18 protein-coding genes and 1 tRNA gene are annotated in these 18,164 nt (G+C 29.9%); 16 read left to right on the plus strand and 3 right to left on the minus strand.

What is annotated here, in order from left to right; all coding sequences use genetic code 11:
• The first annotated feature begins 442 nt into the window (after positions 1-442).
• The gene (argH, locus tag ABM4_RS03600) at positions 443-1,852 is read left to right on the plus strand and encodes an argininosuccinate lyase (RefSeq protein WP_016358318.1); all 1,410 of its coding nucleotides are present in this window, start codon (positions 443-445) and stop codon (positions 1,850-1,852) included.
• 112 nt (positions 1,853-1,964) lie between these two features.
• Here the strand turns inward: argH and ABM4_RS03605 are convergent, their stop codons facing one another.
• The gene (locus ABM4_RS03605) at positions 1,965-2,261 is read right to left on the minus strand and encodes a hypothetical protein (protein ID WP_016358319.1); all 297 of its coding nucleotides are present in this window, start codon (positions 2,259-2,261) and stop codon (positions 1,965-1,967) included.
• A 174-nt stretch (positions 2,262-2,435) separates the two neighbouring features.
• Entirely contained in the window at positions 2,436-3,503 is a 1,068-nt protein-coding gene (locus ABM4_RS03610; protein WP_016358320.1) for an ATPase, read from the minus strand.
• A 395-nt stretch (positions 3,504-3,898) separates the two neighbouring features.
• Here ABM4_RS03610 and ABM4_RS03615 point away from each other — a divergent pair, with 395 nt between their 5' ends.
• The 8 genes from ABM4_RS03615 to cfbC all read left to right on the plus strand — a co-directional run bounded on the left by ABM4_RS03615 (position 3,899) and on the right by cfbC (position 12,947).
• Positions 3,899-4,516: an acyltransferase gene (locus ABM4_RS03615; RefSeq protein WP_016358321.1), complete on the plus strand. Its 618-nt coding sequence runs from the start codon at positions 3,899-3,901 to the stop codon at positions 4,514-4,516.
• A gap of 393 nt (positions 4,517-4,909) precedes the next feature.
• Positions 4,910-5,074, plus strand: coding sequence for a DUF362 domain-containing protein (locus tag ABM4_RS03620; protein WP_016358322.1), 165 nt, complete (start codon positions 4,910-4,912; stop codon positions 5,072-5,074).
• A gap of 8 nt (positions 5,075-5,082) precedes the next feature.
• Positions 5,083-6,282 (plus strand): NAD(P)/FAD-dependent oxidoreductase, encoded by a 1,200-nt coding sequence (locus ABM4_RS03625; RefSeq protein ID WP_016358323.1) that lies wholly within the window; start codon positions 5,083-5,085, stop codon positions 6,280-6,282.
• A 341-nt stretch (positions 6,283-6,623) separates the two neighbouring features.
• Positions 6,624-7,589 (plus strand): UDP-glucose 4-epimerase GalE, encoded by a 966-nt coding sequence (gene galE, locus ABM4_RS03630; protein ID WP_016358324.1) that lies wholly within the window; start codon positions 6,624-6,626, stop codon positions 7,587-7,589.
• Between the two features lie 40 nt (positions 7,590-7,629).
• A complete protein-coding gene (locus ABM4_RS03635; protein ID WP_016358325.1) occupies positions 7,630-9,021 on the plus strand; it encodes a hypothetical protein in 1,392 nt (463 codons plus the stop codon).
• A gap of 229 nt (positions 9,022-9,250) precedes the next feature.
• On the plus strand, positions 9,251-10,672 hold the full coding sequence (gene purF / locus ABM4_RS03640; RefSeq protein ID WP_232216530.1) for an amidophosphoribosyltransferase: 1,422 nt from the start codon (positions 9,251-9,253) through the stop codon (positions 10,670-10,672).
• 48 nt (positions 10,673-10,720) lie between these two features.
• Entirely contained in the window at positions 10,721-11,980 is a 1,260-nt protein-coding gene (locus ABM4_RS03645; RefSeq protein WP_016358327.1) for a peptidase U32 family protein, read from the plus strand.
• Between the two features lie 163 nt (positions 11,981-12,143).
• Complete coding sequence (cfbC, locus tag ABM4_RS03650; RefSeq protein WP_016358328.1) at positions 12,144-12,947, plus strand: Ni-sirohydrochlorin a,c-diamide reductive cyclase ATP-dependent reductase subunit; 804 nt, start codon at positions 12,144-12,146, stop codon at positions 12,945-12,947.
• 36 nt (positions 12,948-12,983) lie between these two features.
• Here cfbC and ABM4_RS03655 read toward each other — a convergent pair whose 3' ends face one another.
• Positions 12,984-13,430, minus strand: a complete 447-nt coding sequence (locus ABM4_RS03655) for a DUF123 domain-containing protein (protein WP_016358329.1) — start codon at positions 13,428-13,430, stop codon at positions 12,984-12,986.
• Between the two features lie 77 nt (positions 13,431-13,507).
• Here ABM4_RS03655 and ABM4_RS03660 point away from each other — a divergent pair, with 77 nt between their 5' ends.
• The 7 genes from ABM4_RS03660 (at position 13,508) to ABM4_RS03690 (ending at position 18,119) form a co-directional block, all read left to right on the plus strand.
• Entirely contained in the window at positions 13,508-13,921 is a 414-nt protein-coding gene (locus tag ABM4_RS03660) for a DUF371 domain-containing protein (RefSeq protein ID WP_016358330.1), read from the plus strand.
• A gap of 118 nt (positions 13,922-14,039) precedes the next feature.
• Positions 14,040-14,123 (plus strand) — tRNA-Leu (locus ABM4_RS03665).
• Positions 14,124-14,285: 162 nt separating this feature from the next.
• Positions 14,286-15,137 carry a UTP--glucose-1-phosphate uridylyltransferase GalU gene (gene galU / locus ABM4_RS03670; protein WP_016358331.1) on the plus strand — a complete coding sequence of 284 codons (852 nt, stop codon included), beginning with the start codon at positions 14,286-14,288 and terminating at the stop codon, positions 15,135-15,137.
• A gap of 24 nt (positions 15,138-15,161) precedes the next feature.
• The gene (locus tag ABM4_RS03675) at positions 15,162-16,130 is read left to right on the plus strand and encodes an NAD(P)-dependent oxidoreductase (protein WP_016358332.1); all 969 of its coding nucleotides are present in this window, start codon (positions 15,162-15,164) and stop codon (positions 16,128-16,130) included.
• A gap of 167 nt (positions 16,131-16,297) precedes the next feature.
• Entirely contained in the window at positions 16,298-16,987 is a 690-nt protein-coding gene (locus ABM4_RS03680) for a glycosyltransferase family 2 protein (RefSeq protein ID WP_016358333.1), read from the plus strand.
• A gap of 163 nt (positions 16,988-17,150) precedes the next feature.
• On the plus strand, positions 17,151-17,570 hold the full coding sequence (locus tag ABM4_RS03685; protein WP_016358334.1) for a hypothetical protein: 420 nt from the start codon (positions 17,151-17,153) through the stop codon (positions 17,568-17,570).
• Between the two features lie 342 nt (positions 17,571-17,912).
• Positions 17,913-18,119 (plus strand): TIGR04165 family Cys-rich peptide, encoded by a 207-nt coding sequence (locus ABM4_RS03690; RefSeq protein ID WP_016358335.1) that lies wholly within the window; start codon positions 17,913-17,915, stop codon positions 18,117-18,119.
• Positions 18,120-18,164 lie beyond the last annotated feature (45 nt).

Below are 18,164 nucleotides of genomic sequence, written 5' to 3' on the forward strand. Positions count from 1 at the left end.
CTTTTAGAGTTTTATTGTTTAATGCCTTTTAACTTCTTTTTTAGTTTTATTTTAAATTTATTTAGTTTTTAGTATTATTTTAATGTTTTATAAAATCCGTTCTCTTTTTTTATATTTATTCTTTAGTTATGTCTTTTTTTACTGATTAGTTTTTTTTTAAGGTTTATTGTTTATAATCTATTTTGATTTTCGATGGTACTTTCCTAATCTTATAATAATTTAGTTTTGTTTTAGAATTTGTTTAGATAGTTTAATAAATAGCTTAAATTCTTCTAGTAATTTTAAGTTTCAAATTCCTTCTATTTCTTTTAATGTTAATTAAAACTTTCTAGAATTATTGGTATAATCGAATTAATTAATTAATTATTTATATTTATTTTACAAATATTATATTATTATAATTAAGATTATTTTTTATCATTAAAATTATTAGGTGAGGCTTTTGATTTTACGTAGTGGAAGATTAGATAAAGAGATGACTGATGAGGCAGCTGAATTTACTTCATCACTTGAAGCTGATAAGGAAATTTTTTATGCAGATATTAAATGTAATTATGCACATACTTTAATGTTAAAAGAAGAGAAGATTATTGATGAGGATATTGCAGATAATATTCTTCATGCTCTTTTAAAACTTAAAGAGGAAGGTTATTCTGTATTAAACTTCGATCCGTCTGTTGAAGATATACATATGGCAATTGAAAATTATGTAACAGATATTGTTGGTCCAAATGCAGGATTTATGCATACGGCAAAATCAAGAAATGATCAGGTTGCAACTGATATAAGACTTGTAACCCGTGAAAAAATAAAGGATATTCAAAATGATATTCTTGATTTCATGGATGAGTTAGTTGATATGGCTTCAAACTATAAGGAATCTGTATTTATCGGTTTCACTCATCTTCAGCATGCACAGCCTATAACTATTGCTCATCATTTAATGGCTCATGTACAGGCTTTGAAGAGGGATTATGAAAGGTTATCAGATACTTATAAACGTGTAAATCTTAATCCTTTAGGTTCCGCGGCAATGACTACCACTAGTTTTCCGATAAATAGGGAACTTACAACAAAGTTGTTAGGTTTTGATGGATATCTTGAAAATTCCATGGACGGTGTTGCATCAAGGGACTTTGCAATAGAGGCAATATTTGACTTATCATCATTATGCACTAATCTTTCAAAGATATGTGAGGAATTAATACTTTGGAGTACCTATGAATTTGGAGTAATTCAAATGGATGATGCATACTGTTCCACATCATCAATCATGCCTCAGAAGAAGAATCCCGATGTTGCAGAGGTTGCAAGAAGTAAGGCCACACGTGTTAACGGAGAACTTGTAACGGTTTTAACAATGCTTAAGGCATTACCATATACCTATAATAGGGATCTCCAGGAAATCACACCTCATTTATGGTATAGTTTTGAACAATCTAAAGCTGTTTTAAGTATTGTATCTAAAATGCTTTTATCCGTTAAATTCAATGAGGATAGATGTTTGGAACTTGCAGGTAAGAACTTTGCAACTGCTACTGATTTGGCTGATATCATGGTAAGGGAGCGAAAAATACCATTTAGAACAGCTCATAAAATAGTTGGAAGGGTGGTAAACGAGGCAACTGCTCAAAAAATGGAGGCAACAGATGTTACAAGTGGATTTGTTGATGATATTGCAGAGGAGCTTGGTTTTGATAAATTAAATCTTCCTGAGAATCTTGTAAAGAATGCATTAAATCCCCTTGAAAATGTTAAAATGAGACAAGTTCCAGGTGGTCCTGCTCCTGAAATGGTTACCCTTGCAATGGACAACATTAAAAAGTTTATAAAAGAAGAAAGATCTAATTAATCTAATAGATTTTTTTATTTTTTTAATTTAATTGTTTTATTGAAATTTACATTCCTGTAATGTCAGGGTAACTTTGATTTTTAAAATAGCATCTAAAATATCGTTCTATGGTTTATATTCCAAGATCTTCTAATTTTTTATCGATTTCTTCATCAGTTAAATCATCCTCTTCATTGTCTTCCTCATCTTTCTCGTGATTTAACATTTTAAGACGATTGAGTTCCGCCTCTTTCATGATTTCCTCTTTATTTTCTCTCCAATTATTTACTATTTCCCTTTCTAAATCGTCATCCGCCTCAATGACCGGTCCCGTATAGTCACAGTTATAGCAAATCCATCTTGACCAGACCTGCGGAATAATCCATTTTACTTTACGTGAACCACATCTGGGGCATATTTTCTTTTTCATAAAAATCGAAACTGTTTTTTATTAAGCCTTATAGGGGAATCGAACCCCTATTATTCGTTTACGAGACGAAGGTTTTACCATTAAAACTAATAAGGCACACTTAGTATAACTTTTATTGGATTTAATATTTAATAATATGTGATTAAAATTAAAAAAATGGATTGGGTATTTATTTTATTTGATCTTATAAAAACTCCATATAAGGTTTAATGCCTCTCCGACTTCAAGGGCACCTGAGCGTGTTTCCCTAAGTATTCTTTGAATGGAATACTTTCTCATGTGGGGGTATTTTCTGTGAACCTCATATAGAAGTGGACAGCCAAATCCTTTAATTTCTTTAAAGTTATAGTCCTTCATTAATTTCTTGCCCTCTATTTTACCACAGGATAATGATGCAGGTAAGTTTAATCGTTTAATATTATGATTATTATATAGGTTATCTGTGATACATTGGCTACCGGTAGATAACATGTCACCAAATATTACTATTGGAATATTGTTTTCTATGGCATAATCGAATATTGTAGACTCGATTTGTTTGGAACATCTTCCACAGGGGTGGATTCTTCCGGAGAGACATTCCTTAATCAATTCGGAGTAATCAATATCAATATATCTATGTTGGATACCTGTTTGATTGCAGATATTGTCAATGTTGTTTCTAAATTGTTTTGGAAGTACAATAGTGCCTGGATTAACACTAATTGCAATAGGGTTGAATCCTAAATATTGTGCTAAAACTAGTGAGAAACTACTATCCACACCACCTGATAATGCAACAACGGCTTTATGGGTAGTATTGTCAACATTATCTAGATTATCCCTAAAATTTTCATTGAGATATTTTTCAAGGTTAAAATAACTTAAGTTTTCTAGTTTATACTGAATCGTTTTTTTAAGATTTTCAATTGGAATATATAAATCATCTTCCTTGTTTAGGGTATTTTGAAATCTCCTAACTTTATCGAGTGATAGTTTTAATCTATATTCTTTTTGCATAAAATCTGTATAACTTTCTACATGGATACTGTTAATATCTAAATCTTCTTTTAGTCTTCCTACAATCCATCCCCCCTTGCCGATTATTGCAGATTTATCAGGCCTATCCATTCCAATAATCCATAATTCATTAAGGCCCTCATCATAATGGATCTCCTTAATATTTATATCTGCCTCTTTATGGTCGATTTCTTTAAATATTCTGTTAATATTTTCAAGAATAATGTCCTCTGTTATTTTCATTTTACACCATTTTATCTAATTTTTTATAAGTGTTTTTATTAAATTTACTATATTTAGTTTTGATTCAATTAATTAATAAATCTTGTTTTATAACTTTTCCTATTGTTCTGTTTAAATATAAATTATTTTTAAAAACTTAATTTAATTCTTTTATAAGATAAACAAGTAATTGATTTTTATATTTATTGGTAAATAATCTTATTCTGTCTTTTTATTCTATTTTAAAAACTATTTAATTAGTTATTATAAAAATTATAAGTTATAAGTTTTTTAAAAAAACTAAACTTTATATATAGGTGAATTATATAATATTATTTAATAGAAATATATTATTTTTTTAAAATATATAGGATACTGATGAATGTAATAATTTTAATAAATATTGGTCGATAAAAATGGCAAAATTCTTAGGGATATTAGGAGATAATGAGGAAGAACCTACAGATCGTTATAATCCTAGATTCATTGAGGATAACATTAAGATAGGAGTCAACTATAAAAGATTTTCAAAATCACCTGTAATAGGTAGAAATCCTTTTATAAGATCAAATTCTGTTATCTATAATGATGTAGTTATTGGTGATGATTTTAGAACAGGTCACAATGTTTTAATCAGAGAAAATACTACAATTGGTGATGATGTTCTTGTTGGAACAAATACAGTTATTGAAGGAAACTGTGTTTTGGGAAATAATATAAGTATACAGTCTAATGTATATATTCCATCAAATAGTATAATAGAAGATAATGTGTTTATTGGTCCATGTACTTGTTTTACTAATGATAGATATCCAGTTAGAGTGGATTATGAATTGAAAGGACCTCAAATAAGAAGAGGGGCTTCTATAGGAGGAAACTCAACATTCTTATCTAATCTAGAGATAGGGGAAGGAGCTATAGTTGCTGCAGGAGCGGTTGTAACCAGAAGTGTTCCTCCATATTATTTAGCTATAGGTACACCTGCTAAAATCAAACCATTACCAGCCTCACTTAGGGTTCCAAATATGATTTAGTTTAAAAACTTTTTTTTAATTAGTTTTTCACCTTTTTTTATTTTATTTATTTGGATTTATAGTTTAAGATTTTTTTAATTAGTTTTTCACTTTTTTTTATTTTATTTAATTAGTTTTAATTTAGCCATGTTTTTTAGATTTGAATCCAATTTTTTTGTCTATTTTACTTTCTTATATTATTTCAATTTGATTGAATTTATTTTATAACCTTTATATTTTGGATATTTTTTTAATTTTGTTTATATTGGTTTATTTTTATTTTTTTCAAATTATCATTCTTTAAATCCATATTTACTAAACATTTAAATAATATAAAAATGATAATTTAATTTTAATATTATACTTATTCTTAATTAATTTTTAATTACTATAATTTTATTAAGGAGAATCATTATGATTGTTAAAGATTGGTGTGTTTACTGTGGTGAATGTGCAGGTGTATGTCCTAGAAATTTAATCACAGTCAGAGAGACAAATTTGGAATTTAAAACTGATGAATGTAAGGAATGTAGTACATGTGTTGATGCATGTCCAATTAATGCTTTAGAACAAGAATAGGTGATAAAATGATTGAAACTGATGTATTAGTAGTTGGAGCAGGTCCTGCTGGTTCTACAGCAGCTAAACATGCAGCATTAGGTGGGGCTAAAGTAATTTTAATGGATAAAAAATCTGAAATTGGAGCACCAAAAAGATGTGCTGAAGGGGTTTCAAAAAAAGGTCTTAAAAAGTTAGGTGTTGAACCTAATCCTAGATTTGTTGCTAAAGAATTAGATGGTGTAAGACTCGTATCACCGGATGATACTAGTGTATGGATGACTTCTGAAGAGATTGAACTTCCTGAAGCAGGTTATATATTAGAAAGAAAGGTCTTTGATAAATTTATAGCTATGGATGCTGCAAGGGCTGGAGCAGAAATTAAAATCAAAACATTAGCAAAAGGAGTTACTAAAACCGATGATGGTTATATTGTAAGTTGTGAACAATATGGTAAGGATATTGATATTAAAGCTAAAATTATCATTGCAGCAGATGGACCAGAATCTCATATAGGAAGATGGGCAGGATTAAAAACTGCTCAAAAAGCAGTAAACATGGAATCTGGAGTTCAATATGAAATGTGTAATCTTCACTTTGAAAGACCTGGAGTAATTGAATTTTATTTCGGATCCTGTGCCCCTGGAGGATATGTCTGGGTTTTCCCTAAAGGTGATGATATAGCAAATGTAGGTCTTGCAATACTTGCACCTCATGCAGATAAAGTTAATCCAGGTAAAACTGCAAAGGAATATTTGGATGATTGGATAGCAACCAGCCCAATTACAAAAGACGCTCAAGCTGTTGAATTAAATGTAGGTGGAGATCCTGTTGGTGGAATGCCTAAAAAAATCTATGCTGATAATATAATGGTTTGTGGAGATGCAGCTGGTCAAGTAAATCCTTTAACTGGTGGAGGAATTATTAGTGGTATGACCGGTGGTATGTATGCTGGTCAAGTAGCTGCTGAAGCTATTAAAGAAGGGGATTGTTCTGCTAAATTCCTTAAAAAATATGATAAATTAGTTAGGGATGATATTGGAGATGAAATCAAGAAATATGCTGTTGTTCAAGATTATATGCTTGGTTTAAAAGATGAGGATCTTGATAAGATAGCACATGAATTTGTGGATGTTGATTTCTCAAAAGTTTCTACAACCCAACTTGTAAAAGCTTTAATCAAGGTATCACCTTCAGCTGCTTTAAAATTAGGTAAATACTTCTTATAGGTTTTTTACCTTTTTTATTTTTTTATTATTGTTTAATTATTTTTTTATTTTATTCTGTTATTGTACATTTTTTAATGTTTATATTCTATTTTTAGCTATTTTTTCTTTTTTTAGCTATTTTAATTAATATCAATTCTTTTTACTTAAATTATCAAATAAGAAAATATTTCCTTTTTTTTAAAGTTCATAAATTTTGATTTATATTAAAATCTAGTTTTCTTTTTAAATTAATTTATTTTAAGTTTTCAAACTTTAAACAATTAATTTAATAAATATTAAATTATAAACTAGTTTAATAATAGAAATTCAACTTTTATAGTTTAATAATTTAATGTGATATAATGATTTTAATAACTGGTGGAGCTGGATATATTGGCTCTCATGTAAATAAAGCTTTAAATAAAGCAGGATATGAAACTGTAGTTTTAGATAATTTAATAAAAGGATTTGAAGATTTTGTTAAATGGGGAGTTTTTGTTGAGGGAGATTATGGTGACGAGGAACTCTTAAATAAAATCTTCAAGGAATATGACATAGAGGCTGTTATGCATTTTGGTGCATATATCTCAGTTGCAGAATCTGTGGAATGTCCTAAGGCATATCTTGAAAATAATTATGAGAAAACCTTAACTTTAATTAAGGCTATGAAGAATAATGGTGTTAAGAATCTTATATTCTCATCTACCGCTGCTGTCTATGGTTCACCTGTAGAAATACCAATCAAGGAAACTCATCAATTAAAACCTATTAACCCATATGGAAAATCTAAATTGCTTGTTGAGGAATATTTAAAATCCCAGGATGATATTAATTATGTAATATTCAGATATTTTAATGCCTCAGGAGATGATCCCGACTGTGAAATTGGAGAGTTACATGAACCAGAAACTCATTTAATACCTCTTATTCTTGATGCGGCATTAGGTAGACGTGATAGCATCTCCGTCTTTGGTGATGATTATGACACTGAGGATGGTAGCTGTGTACGTGATTATATACATGTAAACGATATTGCAAATGCACATATTGAAGGCCTCAGATACCTTGAAAATGGTGGAGAGAATAATGTATTTAATATAGGCAATGGCAGAGGTTTTTCTGTTAAAGAGGTAATTTCCGTTGTTAAGAAAGTCACAGGTAAAGATTTCCCAGTTAATATTGAAGGTCGTCGTCCAGGAGATCCGGGAACACTTGTTGCCGATTCAAATAAGATTCATGAGGTTCTAGGTTGGACTCCAGAATATGATACCCTTGAATCCATTATTGAAACAGCTTGGATGTGGCATCAAAAACTTAATGAGAACTAATATTTTTCAATGATTTATAGATTATATGGAAGGTATTTGTATGGAAGAATATGATAAAAATAATGATTATGAAGATGAACATCTACATGATTCTAGTTATTATAATATTGATAAACATAATAATCTAAAAAACAAAAAGAATAAACAAAATACTGAAAATGAAATTTATAAATCTAATTTAAATAATCATGAAATTGAAAATAATGACAAGTTCAATATTAATGATTTTACAGATGACTTGATAAGTGACGGGGATTCCAATACTGATAAACCTCCTATTGGAAGTGATGATTTTAAAAACAGTAGGATAAATGATGAGAATCGGGATTTTATTGATGATTTTTTTAATGAGTCTGATGATTTAAACTCATCAAATCAGTTTATTGATGATTTATCTAATGGTTCAAATGAGAATCGGGATTTTATTGATGATTTATCAAGTGAGTCTAATGATCAATCCTCAACGGATCAGATTATTGGCGATTTATTGGAAAACAATAATGTAGATACAAAATCAACAGCTAAGGATATTGATTTAAGAATCATTGTAGACAATACTTATAATGCCGATTTGCTGAATAAGGCTTGTGAAAATATTGATTTAAATCAATACAATATCTCAATATCTGCAATTATACAAACCTTTAATTTAGATATTGCAAAAAGCACTACCCTAGGTTCAGATATAATATTTATTGCAAATGAAGGTGGAGAGGAAGGTAAATTATTGTATAATAATTTATATGACCACATAAAAACAGAAAACAACTATATAGAATTTTTGCAGATTCCTGTAAATGATGATAAAGAGCTGATTATTGAAGAGTTGGAGGTAAGTATCCGTAATTTAATTATTAATGTGGGTTTAAGTTCCATATTTAACATTACTAATTTTAACCATCTAAAATCTGAGATTAATACCCTTGAAAATAGATATTCTGTTTTAGAAAATGAGAAGGAAAAGACAGATCAACTAAACCATGAGCTTAAGGATAGAATATCCATATTAGATTCCAAAAACCATGATTTAAATTTAGAAATTACAGATCTTCAGAAAACAAATGACACTTTAAAATCTGAATTTGCAGATTTTAAAACAAGATATTCAAATATTCATACTAAAAAGATTCTGGAAATATTTTCAATATATCAGCTATGGCATGACACATTCAATGAAGATTTGGAGGATGAGGATAAGATTATAATAGCCACAAATAAATTCAAACCGGAGGATATTATAATCGGTCAGGGTTTAATAGGAGCTAATTCAATTGATGAGGCAATTGACTGGTTAAAAGTAGTTAGAACAGCACTTATCTTTGTGGAATACAATAGGGATGAACTTGAATCTGAAATTTATAACTCTAAAAGAAAGGATTCAGATGATGATAATCCTGATGTTGGAGAAACATTTTCCAATTTCATGTTTTAGTTTATAAATTTCTTTTTAAACATTATATTTTTTTTACATTAACTGTTTAAATTAAAATCATTCTACTTGTTTTTTAAATAATCCTTTTCGATTATTATTAGGTAAATCAATTTTATTTTATTTTATTTAATCTTTTTAAAACGATTTTTTTTATAAAAATCATAACTTATATATTGTTAAAATAATAAAAATATTTTTAATATTTATAATGATATACTAATGTTATATAATGAGGAATACAATGAGAGATAAGTGTGGTGTTGTAGGGATTTACTCTAAAGATCAAAGTAAAGATGTATCTGCTCCAATTTATTATGCTTTATATTCTTTACAGCATAGGGGTCAAGAATCTGCAGGTATTGCAACTCATAATAATATTAAGGGCTTAAATTATTATTGTGGTATGGGTCTTGTTGCAGATGTTTTTAAAACATATGAACTTCAAAAATTAAGTGGATATGTTGGTATTGGTCATGTAAGATATTCAACTACTGGTCAATCTAAACTTGAAAATTCACAACCTTTTGTAACTGATTTTGAAGATGGTTACATTGCTATGGCTCATAATGGTGATATTGTTAATTCTAAAATCTTAAGAGACCATCTTGTTGATTTAGGTTATGAATTTAACTCTGATACTGACAGTGAAGTATTGTGTTATCTAATTAAAGAACAATATCGTAAATTAGGTAATATTATTGATGCCTTAGAAGAGATTTCTAAAATGGTTATAGGTTCATATTCACTTGTCATAATGATTAACGATGAACTTTACATCGTTCGTGACCCTAAGGGTATGAAACCTTTGGCTATTGCTAAAAAAGATGATATGTTTATTGCAGCGTCTGAAACCGTTGCATTTGATGTATTAAGTGCTGATTTTATAAGGGATTTAGAACCTGGAGAGGTTATTTCCGTTGTTGACGGTGAGGTTTCCAGTCATATCTTGGAGATTACCTCTGAAACTCAAAATGCAAGATGCATGTTCGAATATGTATACTTTGCAAGACCTGATAGTGTTATAGACGGCAGATCTGTTTTTGATGTTAGGTTGGATATTGGTAAAAAATTATATGAGGAATTTCCATTTGATGCAGATTTAATTGTTCCCGTTCCAGATTCTGCAATACCATTTGCTTTAGGTTATTCCCGTGCCTCAGGTATTCCTTATGGTGAGGGATTAATAAAGAACAGGTATGTTGGAAGAACATTTATTATGCCTTCCCAGGAGGAAAGGGAACTTGCGGTTAAATTAAAATTAAATCCATTAAAATTAGGTCTTGAAGGTAAGGACATTGTTTTAATTGATGACAGTATTGTAAGAGGTACTACCTCAGCCTCATTAATTCATATTTTAAAAGAGGCTGGAGCCAATAAGATTTATCTTCTTGTAGGTTGTCCTCCAGTGGTCGCTCCTTGTTTCTATGGTGTGGCTATGGCATCTAAAGAAGAGTTAATAGCAGCTAATTACAGTATTGAAGAGATTAGATTACAATTAGATGCTGATGCATTAGGTTATATCAGTATTCCATCCTTGATTGATGCCATTGGTTTTGGTAAAGATGAATTATGTTTAGGTTGTATTACCGAGGATTATCCAACCTACTTACCTGATGATTTAGAAGTAGAATCATATTATACATTCTATTAAATTAACTATTTTTTTTATTATTTTTCATAAAACTTTAATGATGATATTATGGTAGAGTTATTATCCCCTGCAGGGGATTTTACATCACTTAGTGCGGTATTAAAAAATGGTGCGGATGCTGTTTACATTGGTCTTGATGGAGTTAATATGAGGATCAATGCATCTAATTTTAAACTGGACCAGATTAAAAAAGCGTCACAAATGGCAAAGGAATACAATGCTAAACTATATGTTTGCACCAACACTATAATGAGAGATAAAGATGTTGAACGTTTAAATAAACAATTGCCGGTCCTTGCAGATAGTGGTGTTGATGGTCTTATAATATCTGACATTGGTCTAATAGAATCTACATGTGACTATGGTATGGAGGCCCATATCAGTGTTCAGGAGAACATTACGAATCTTAATACCTTAAAGACTTTAAAAAAGTTAGGTGCTAAAAGAGCTATTTTATCAAGGGAATTATCTCTAAGGGATATTAGAAATATCACCAAAAAATCACCTATTGAAACCGAGGTTTTCATTCATGGCGCTATGTGCATGGCGGTTTCCGGAAGATGTTTTTTAAGTTATGGTCTTTATGGAAGAAGTGCAAACTGTGGTGACTGTCTTCAGCCCTGCAGAAAAAATTGGAAACTAAGTTTTGACTTTGATAATAATGATAAGGTTATAAATAGCAGTGATTTAAAAATGGATGAGGAATCATTTCTAATAGGTGAGGCATATGACAATACCTATAGAACAACCTTCTTCTCACCTAAGGATATGGCAATGATTGAACATATTCCGGAATTAATGGAATCCGGAGTAGATGCATTTAAAATCGAGGGTAGAGCACGTTCTGCAGATTATGCCGCAACAGCTACTAATGTTTATAGACAAGCTATTGACCTATATAATAAGGATAAAGAGAATTACAAATACAATCCTAAATGGATGGAACAGCTTCAGGAGGTCTTCAACAGAGGCTTTGACACTGGTTTCTATTTTAACACCCCATATGAAATAAGCGAAAATAATAAATCCGAGTATGTTAAGAAAGACATTGGTAAGGTTTTAAATTATTATAATAAGCCTAAAGTGGCGGAAATTAAAATCTGGGATGATTTATCTTTAGGGGATGAATTAATGGTTCAGGGACCTACAACGGGATCAGTTCGTTATACTGTAAATTCAATGGAGATTGAAAATAGAAGGATTGAAAAGGCTTGTAAAGGTCAGGATGTTGGGGTTTATTTCCCTGAGAAGTTACGTAAAAATGACTTTGTATATAAATTAGTTAAAAGGGAAGATTTTGAAAATTAAATTATTTCCACATTTGATAAAAAATATGGTTTATTAGGTTAATTAATCTATTATCCTAATATTTATTTTAAAAAAATATGGTTTTATCTGGATTAATTAATTTATTCTTATCTTATGTTTATTTTAAAAAAAATATATTTATAAAAAGAATTGAGGATTTTCTATGTGTGAAAAAAGAATAGCTATTTATGGTAAAGGAGGTATTGGTAAATCTACTACAGTAGCTAATTTATCAGCAGCCTTAAGTAATGAGGGTTTAAAAGTTATGGTAATAGGCTGTGATCCTAAGGCCGATACTACTAGAACATTATATGGTATGAGGATTCCTACTATTATACATACTATTAAAGAAAATAGAAATCCTGAATTGGGAGACATAGTCTTTAAAGGTTATAATGGCATTTTATGCACTGAAAGTGGAGGTCCTGAACCTGGTGTAGGCTGTGCAGGACGTGGTGTTATTGTAGCTATGAAACAACTTCAGAAACTTAATGCTTTTAATGAGGATATCGATGTAAGATTCTATGATGTTCTGGGTGATGTTGTCTGTGGAGGTTTCTCAGTACCCCTTAGAAAGGACTATGCAGATGAGGTTTACATAGTGTCCTCTGGAGAATATATGTCCCTTTATGCTGCAAATAATATTAGTAGGGGAATTAAAAAACTTAAAGGACAATTAGGTGGAATAATTTTAAATAAGCGTAATGTTAACAATGAAGAGGAGATTGTTAATGCATTTGCAGAAAAAATAGGTACCAAGGTAGTAGGTGTTGTTGAAAGAAGCGGTCTTATTCAGGATGCTGAACTTGATGCAAAAACGGTAGTTGAAAAATATCCTGATTCTGATGAAACATCAATTTATAAAAAGTTGGGTAAATCATTAATTGAAAATAGTGATTATACAATACCGGAACCAATAGATGATGAGGAGTTTGAAGAGTTTTTTAAATTTTACAGTAAAAATTAGTTGATTAACCATTTATTACTTAATTAGAATTAGAATCTATTTAATTAACTTTTTAAAATCATTTAAATTGTAGTGTTTCATATTTAAATCCTCATAAGAGTCAATAACTACTTTAAGTGCTTTATCGTAGTTTTGGAAGTAATGTAAATGTGAGTCACATGAACAATCACTGGAGCCGAAACTATCAACAGAATCATCACTTATATTCTTGATATAATCTGATAGTTCACATTCTATTTTCCTAGAACTTAACGTGTATATGACCTCAACAATATCTGCATCTTTATTTTTAAGTAAGTAATCTATATGCCAATGTAGTTTCTTGTCATCTGCAAGGTGTCTTTTAACTCTTGATTCAATTGAATTCATTGCAGAACCTACATAAACATAATATCCTGGCATAAACTCTATTTTGCCCAGAGCACCAATCTTTGTTTTTATACTTTTTTTAAGTTCTATAATTAAACAATATGTACCTTTCATTTTAACTAGATATAATTTTAAATAGGAATATTTATAAAAGTATTCATAATCAATTTTTTTCAGGTGTTTTTTATAAGATGAATTTTGAAATAATGGCTAGGGGTCATCCAAATGTTAGCTCAATTCATAAATCTACCTTTGAGATAACTAAGGACAAAAGTTTAACCAAGGCAGGGGATTGTATAATTGGTCTTGACATGAATAAGTCCATGTTGGATTTTCCAGAGGATTTTAAAAATAAACTTCAATCCTCCAGTACAAAGGTTACGGTTCAGCTTAAAACAGATAATGGCTATGATGAGATTCATGGGAGGGGGGATTCTAATTTGGAATTATCCCATGAAACAGATATGGTTATAAGGAAAAGCACATTTACATGTAATAGGACATTAATGGTTGAGGCGGATAAAGCTGCCTGTGATTTAAATAGGGATCTTATTGAAGATCTAATTAATGGTAAACGATTATATGTAAATATTATTTTGGATTGAATCTTTTAGTTTATCATTCATTTCTTAAATTTATATAAAAATCTTCTAATTTTCGAAACCTTTATATATTAGTTTTGACTAATAGTTTATTACTGTTTATTAGACTATCTTTTTTTATGCGGGGATGGTCGAGTGGTCAAAGGCGATAGGTTGAGGGCCTATTGGGTTAGTCCCTTCGCGGGTTCAAGTCCCGTTCCCCGCACTATATGACTTTTTTTGATTATTACTATTTTATAGATTGTAGAATTTTTACTTGATTTTTTTATATTAAATACTAAATTATTTAAATTATTAAAATATAGATTAAACTAATATAGATTAAAAATTTAAAATTTATTATAAAAAAAATCAAAGGTGGTATATGATGAAAGCAGTTATTCCGGCAGCAGGATTTGGAACTAGATTTTTACCTGCTACTAAAGCACAACCAAAAGAGATGTTACCTGTTTTTGATAAGCCTACTATTCAATATGTAATTGAAGAGGCAGTAGCATCCGGTATAGATGATATTTTAATTGTTACAGGTAAGAATAAAAGGTCTATCGAGGATCATTTTGATAAATCATTTGAACTTGAACACACTTTAAAGGAAAGTGGTAAACTTAAAGCTTTAAAACAAATCCAAGATATCACTGACTTGGCTGATATCTGTTATGTTCGTCAAAAAGAACAGAAAGGTCTTGGAGATGCAATATATTGTGCTAAGAAACATATTGACGGAGAACCTTTTGCTGTAATGCTTGGTGATACTATTACAAAGGGTGCTGTTCCATGTACTAAACAGCTAATTGAAGTTAGTCAGAAATATAACTCATCTGCAATAGCTGTCGAAGAGGTTCCTGATGAGAAAGTGGAAAGATATGGTATTATTGATGGAAGACCTGTTGAAGATTCTGTATATAAAATTGATAAACTTATAGAAAAACCACCTTTAGCAGAAGCTCCAACAAACTTGGCTATTATGGGAAGATATGTTTTAACTCCTGATATCTTTGATCATATTGAGAATACTAAACCGGGTAAAGGTGGAGAAATCCAATTGACCGACGCATTAGCTAAATTGAATGTTATATATGGTTCAATATTTGACGGTAAAACTTATGATATTGGAAACCGTCTTGAATGGTTAATGACCTCAATCGAATTTGCATTAGATGATGAGGATGCTCACGATCAAATATACAATTATATGAAATCAATTGTAGACTCCCAATAGATATTTTTAAGGATGTGCTTTTTTATGGAAACTCAAAGAATATTAGTAACTGGTGGAGCAGGTTTTATTGGAACAAACCTTGTAGAAGAGTTAAGATCACGTGGTCATGAGGTTTTATCAGTAGATTTATTACATCATGAGGATGAGGCAGACTTATACTCTGATGAATATTCTGATTATGTTAGAGGTGATGTTAGAAACTATCGCCAAATTGAGAGAATTTTTGAGGAAAATGATAAATTTGATTATGTTTACCATTTAGCTGCTGAGTATGGACGTTGGAATGGTGAGGCTTACTATGAAAACCTCTGGGAAACTAATGTGATTGGTCTTAAAAACATGATTAGACTTCAAGAAAAACTTAAGTTTAGAATGATTTCATTTTCAAGCTGTGAGGTTTATGGTGATTATAAGGGTGTAATCACCGAGGATTTAATGGAAACACATCCAATCAATGAAACATATCAGATGAATGATTATGCTATAAGTAAATGGGCTGGAGAACTTATGGTCATGAATTCAGCATCAATGTTTGGTACAGAAACTGTAAGGGTAAGACCTTTAAACTGTTATGGTCCTCATGAGGCATACTCTCCATATAAAGGTTTCATTCCAATATTTATCTATAAAGCATTGCATGACCAACCGTATTCTGTACATATGGGCCATAAAAGGATTATTGATTATGTTGGGGATACTGTAAACACCTTTGCAAACATTGTGGATAACTTTATACCTGGTGAGGCTTATAATGTAGGTAGTAAACCAGAATGGGAAAAGGATATTAAAGAATATTCTGACATTGTTCTTGATGCATGTGGTAAGGATGATTCCCTTGTAACTTACACACCTCCTGAGCCATTTACAACCAAGGTTAAAACAGTCGATTGTTCCAAGGCTATTCGCGATTTAAAACATGACCCTAAAGTGTCACCGGAAGAGGGAATTAAAAAGACTGTTGAATGGATGAAAGATTATTATAGAATAGAATAGTCTTTCTTTTTCTTTTTTTAATTATATTTTTCATAATCTGGTCTTTCAACAATAAAAATTATATTTTTATTATATGATGTTTTGTTCAGGTTTTGTGGTGGCATAATAGTTGAAATTATGTCTTTTATTTTTTAGAGATATTATATTAGTTCTGTGATGGTGTTTTAATGGTTAGGATAATAGCTTTAATACCTGCATTTAATGAGGAGGTGGCGTTAGGTTCTGTAATTCTAAGAACCTTGCAATATGTTGATGACGTATTGATTGTTGATGACGGAAGTACAGATGCTACAAATCAAATAGCCCGTCTTGCAGGTGCAAAGGTAATTACGCATCCAAATAATCTTGGAAAAGGGGAAGGATTAAAATCTGGTTTTCAGGCTATTGGCGATGATTATGACATTATACTTACAATAGACGGTGACGGTCAACATAATCCAGATGAAATTCCTTTATTGTTAAAACCAATACTTGATGGTGAAGCCGATCTTGTAAATGGAAGTCGTTATATCAATGGTCCTGAGGAAAATACCCCGGCTTATCGTAGGGTTGGTCAGCAGGTTCTTGATAAGGCTACTAATATTTCTGCAGGTATTGATGTTACTGATTCACAAAGTGGTTTTAGAGCTTTTTCCTCCAAATGTTGTTCTTGTTTCAGATTTAAAGATACTGGGTTCGGGATTGAAAGTGAGATGTTGGTTGATGCTGCAGAAAATGGTTATAGAATAATGGAGGTTCCAATTACCGTTCGTTATGATGTGGACGGTTCAACAAAGGACCCTGTAACACATGGTGTAGGTGTATTGTTAAACATTATTAAGGATAAAATCCAAAGAACATTTAATGGTAATAAATAGTTTATCTATTAAATTAATCTAAGAATTTATTTACAATATTCTAATTAATTTAATTAAATATAAGATAGTTTATTTTAATTTAAATTTATTTTAATTCAAATTTTTGAAGGTTTTTTAATTTCTATAATATTTTTTAACAAACTTAAGTTAAATAAGTGATAGTATGTATAGTGATGAAGAGAAAATACAGTTGATGAAAGATTTTGATAAGATGAATTATTATGAGAGTCAAAATTTTGATTATGATGATGAATTTGCTAGTGAATTAGTGGATATTGTTAAAAAATTAAATACTGGTGCTTTGTCTGTAGATTCTGATGAGATTAAACAGGCTATACTTGATTTGGAATTTAATTTATATGGTCAAGGTATCTTCCTAAGAAAGGAATCCAAATTCTTTGAAGAGGGTTTTGAAATATATTTGAATATTGGTATCAATTCAGACCAATTAACTAATCTCATTAAATGGTTAGATCAATTTAGTTTTGAGATTTATTCAGTCTATGAGGACGGATTCTCATCTTTAAACATCACATTCCTTTTAAAACCTACCTATGAATATGAGGATGTTAACACTGATTAGTTAATTTACTTTACCAATTCCTATTTTTCTTGGTTTTGTATTCTTTAATTCTATTTTACAATTTCTTTATTTTTTTTAGTTTTTGCTTTTTTAAGGCTTATTGTCATCTTTAAATAGTGATATTCTAGGAAAGTCATTTAAATTATAAATTGTTCTTTTCTATAATTAAATAATAATCCTTTTCTTAGAATTAATAATAAATTGGTTAATTTTTATTTTTATATAATTATATAATTTAAATCATTTTCAATAACAAAGTTTATATTATATTATCTAGTAATTTTATTATAATAAACAGATAGAAATTAATTGTTTTATCTAAGATAATTTTATGGTGAGATAATGAAAGTAGAAGACTTAGTAGCTAAATGTCCTAAATGTGGTTCAACTGATAAAACTGTATATCGTAGAAGAATAGATAATCATTTAGCATATGCTGAAACCGCATATTTCAAATGTTCTAATTGTGGACATTTATTTGAAACAGGTCATGATGATACAAATGATGAAAGAAATAAGATGATTAAAAAATTAAATAAAATCATGTAATTTCAGTCTTTTCTTGCAATTTTTTTTAAATTAACTTTTTATTTT

The sequence above is a fragment of the Methanobrevibacter sp. AbM4 genome (assembly GCF_000404165.1).
Taxonomy (GTDB): Archaea; Methanobacteriota; Methanobacteria; order Methanobacteriales; family Methanobacteriaceae; genus Methanarmilla; species Methanarmilla boviskoreani.

Excerpts from the sequence above, each read along its gene's own strand:
- ABM4_RS03605 (WP_016358319.1), bottom strand. The coding sequence starts at position 2,261 with ATGAAAAAGAAAATATGCCCCAGATGTGGTTCACGTAAAGTAAAATGG.
- ABM4_RS03610 (WP_016358320.1), bottom strand. The coding sequence starts at position 3,503 with ATGAAAATAACAGAGGACATTATTCTTGAAAATATTAACAGAATATTT.
- ABM4_RS03615 (WP_016358321.1), top strand. The coding sequence starts at position 3,899 with ATGGCAAAATTCTTAGGGATATTAGGAGATAATGAGGAAGAACCTACA.
- ABM4_RS03620 (WP_016358322.1), top strand. The coding sequence starts at position 4,910 with ATGATTGTTAAAGATTGGTGTGTTTACTGTGGTGAATGTGCAGGTGTA.
- ABM4_RS03625 (WP_016358323.1), top strand. The coding sequence starts at position 5,083 with ATGATTGAAACTGATGTATTAGTAGTTGGAGCAGGTCCTGCTGGTTCT.
- galE (WP_016358324.1), top strand. The coding sequence starts at position 6,624 with ATGATTTTAATAACTGGTGGAGCTGGATATATTGGCTCTCATGTAAAT.
- ABM4_RS03635 (WP_016358325.1), top strand. The coding sequence starts at position 7,630 with ATGGAAGAATATGATAAAAATAATGATTATGAAGATGAACATCTACAT.
- purF (WP_232216530.1), top strand. The coding sequence starts at position 9,251 with ATGAGGAATACAATGAGAGATAAGTGTGGTGTTGTAGGGATTTACTCT.
- ABM4_RS03645 (WP_016358327.1), top strand. The coding sequence starts at position 10,721 with ATGGTAGAGTTATTATCCCCTGCAGGGGATTTTACATCACTTAGTGCG.
- cfbC (WP_016358328.1), top strand. The coding sequence starts at position 12,144 with ATGTGTGAAAAAAGAATAGCTATTTATGGTAAAGGAGGTATTGGTAAA.
- ABM4_RS03655 (WP_016358329.1), bottom strand. The coding sequence starts at position 13,430 with ATGAAAGGTACATATTGTTTAATTATAGAACTTAAAAAAAGTATAAAA.
- ABM4_RS03660 (WP_016358330.1), top strand. The coding sequence starts at position 13,508 with ATGAATTTTGAAATAATGGCTAGGGGTCATCCAAATGTTAGCTCAATT.
- galU (WP_016358331.1), top strand. The coding sequence starts at position 14,286 with ATGAAAGCAGTTATTCCGGCAGCAGGATTTGGAACTAGATTTTTACCT.
- ABM4_RS03675 (WP_016358332.1), top strand. The coding sequence starts at position 15,162 with ATGGAAACTCAAAGAATATTAGTAACTGGTGGAGCAGGTTTTATTGGA.
- ABM4_RS03680 (WP_016358333.1), top strand. The coding sequence starts at position 16,298 with ATGGTTAGGATAATAGCTTTAATACCTGCATTTAATGAGGAGGTGGCG.
- ABM4_RS03685 (WP_016358334.1), top strand. The coding sequence starts at position 17,151 with ATGTATAGTGATGAAGAGAAAATACAGTTGATGAAAGATTTTGATAAG.
- ABM4_RS03690 (WP_016358335.1), top strand. The coding sequence starts at position 17,913 with ATGAAAGTAGAAGACTTAGTAGCTAAATGTCCTAAATGTGGTTCAACT.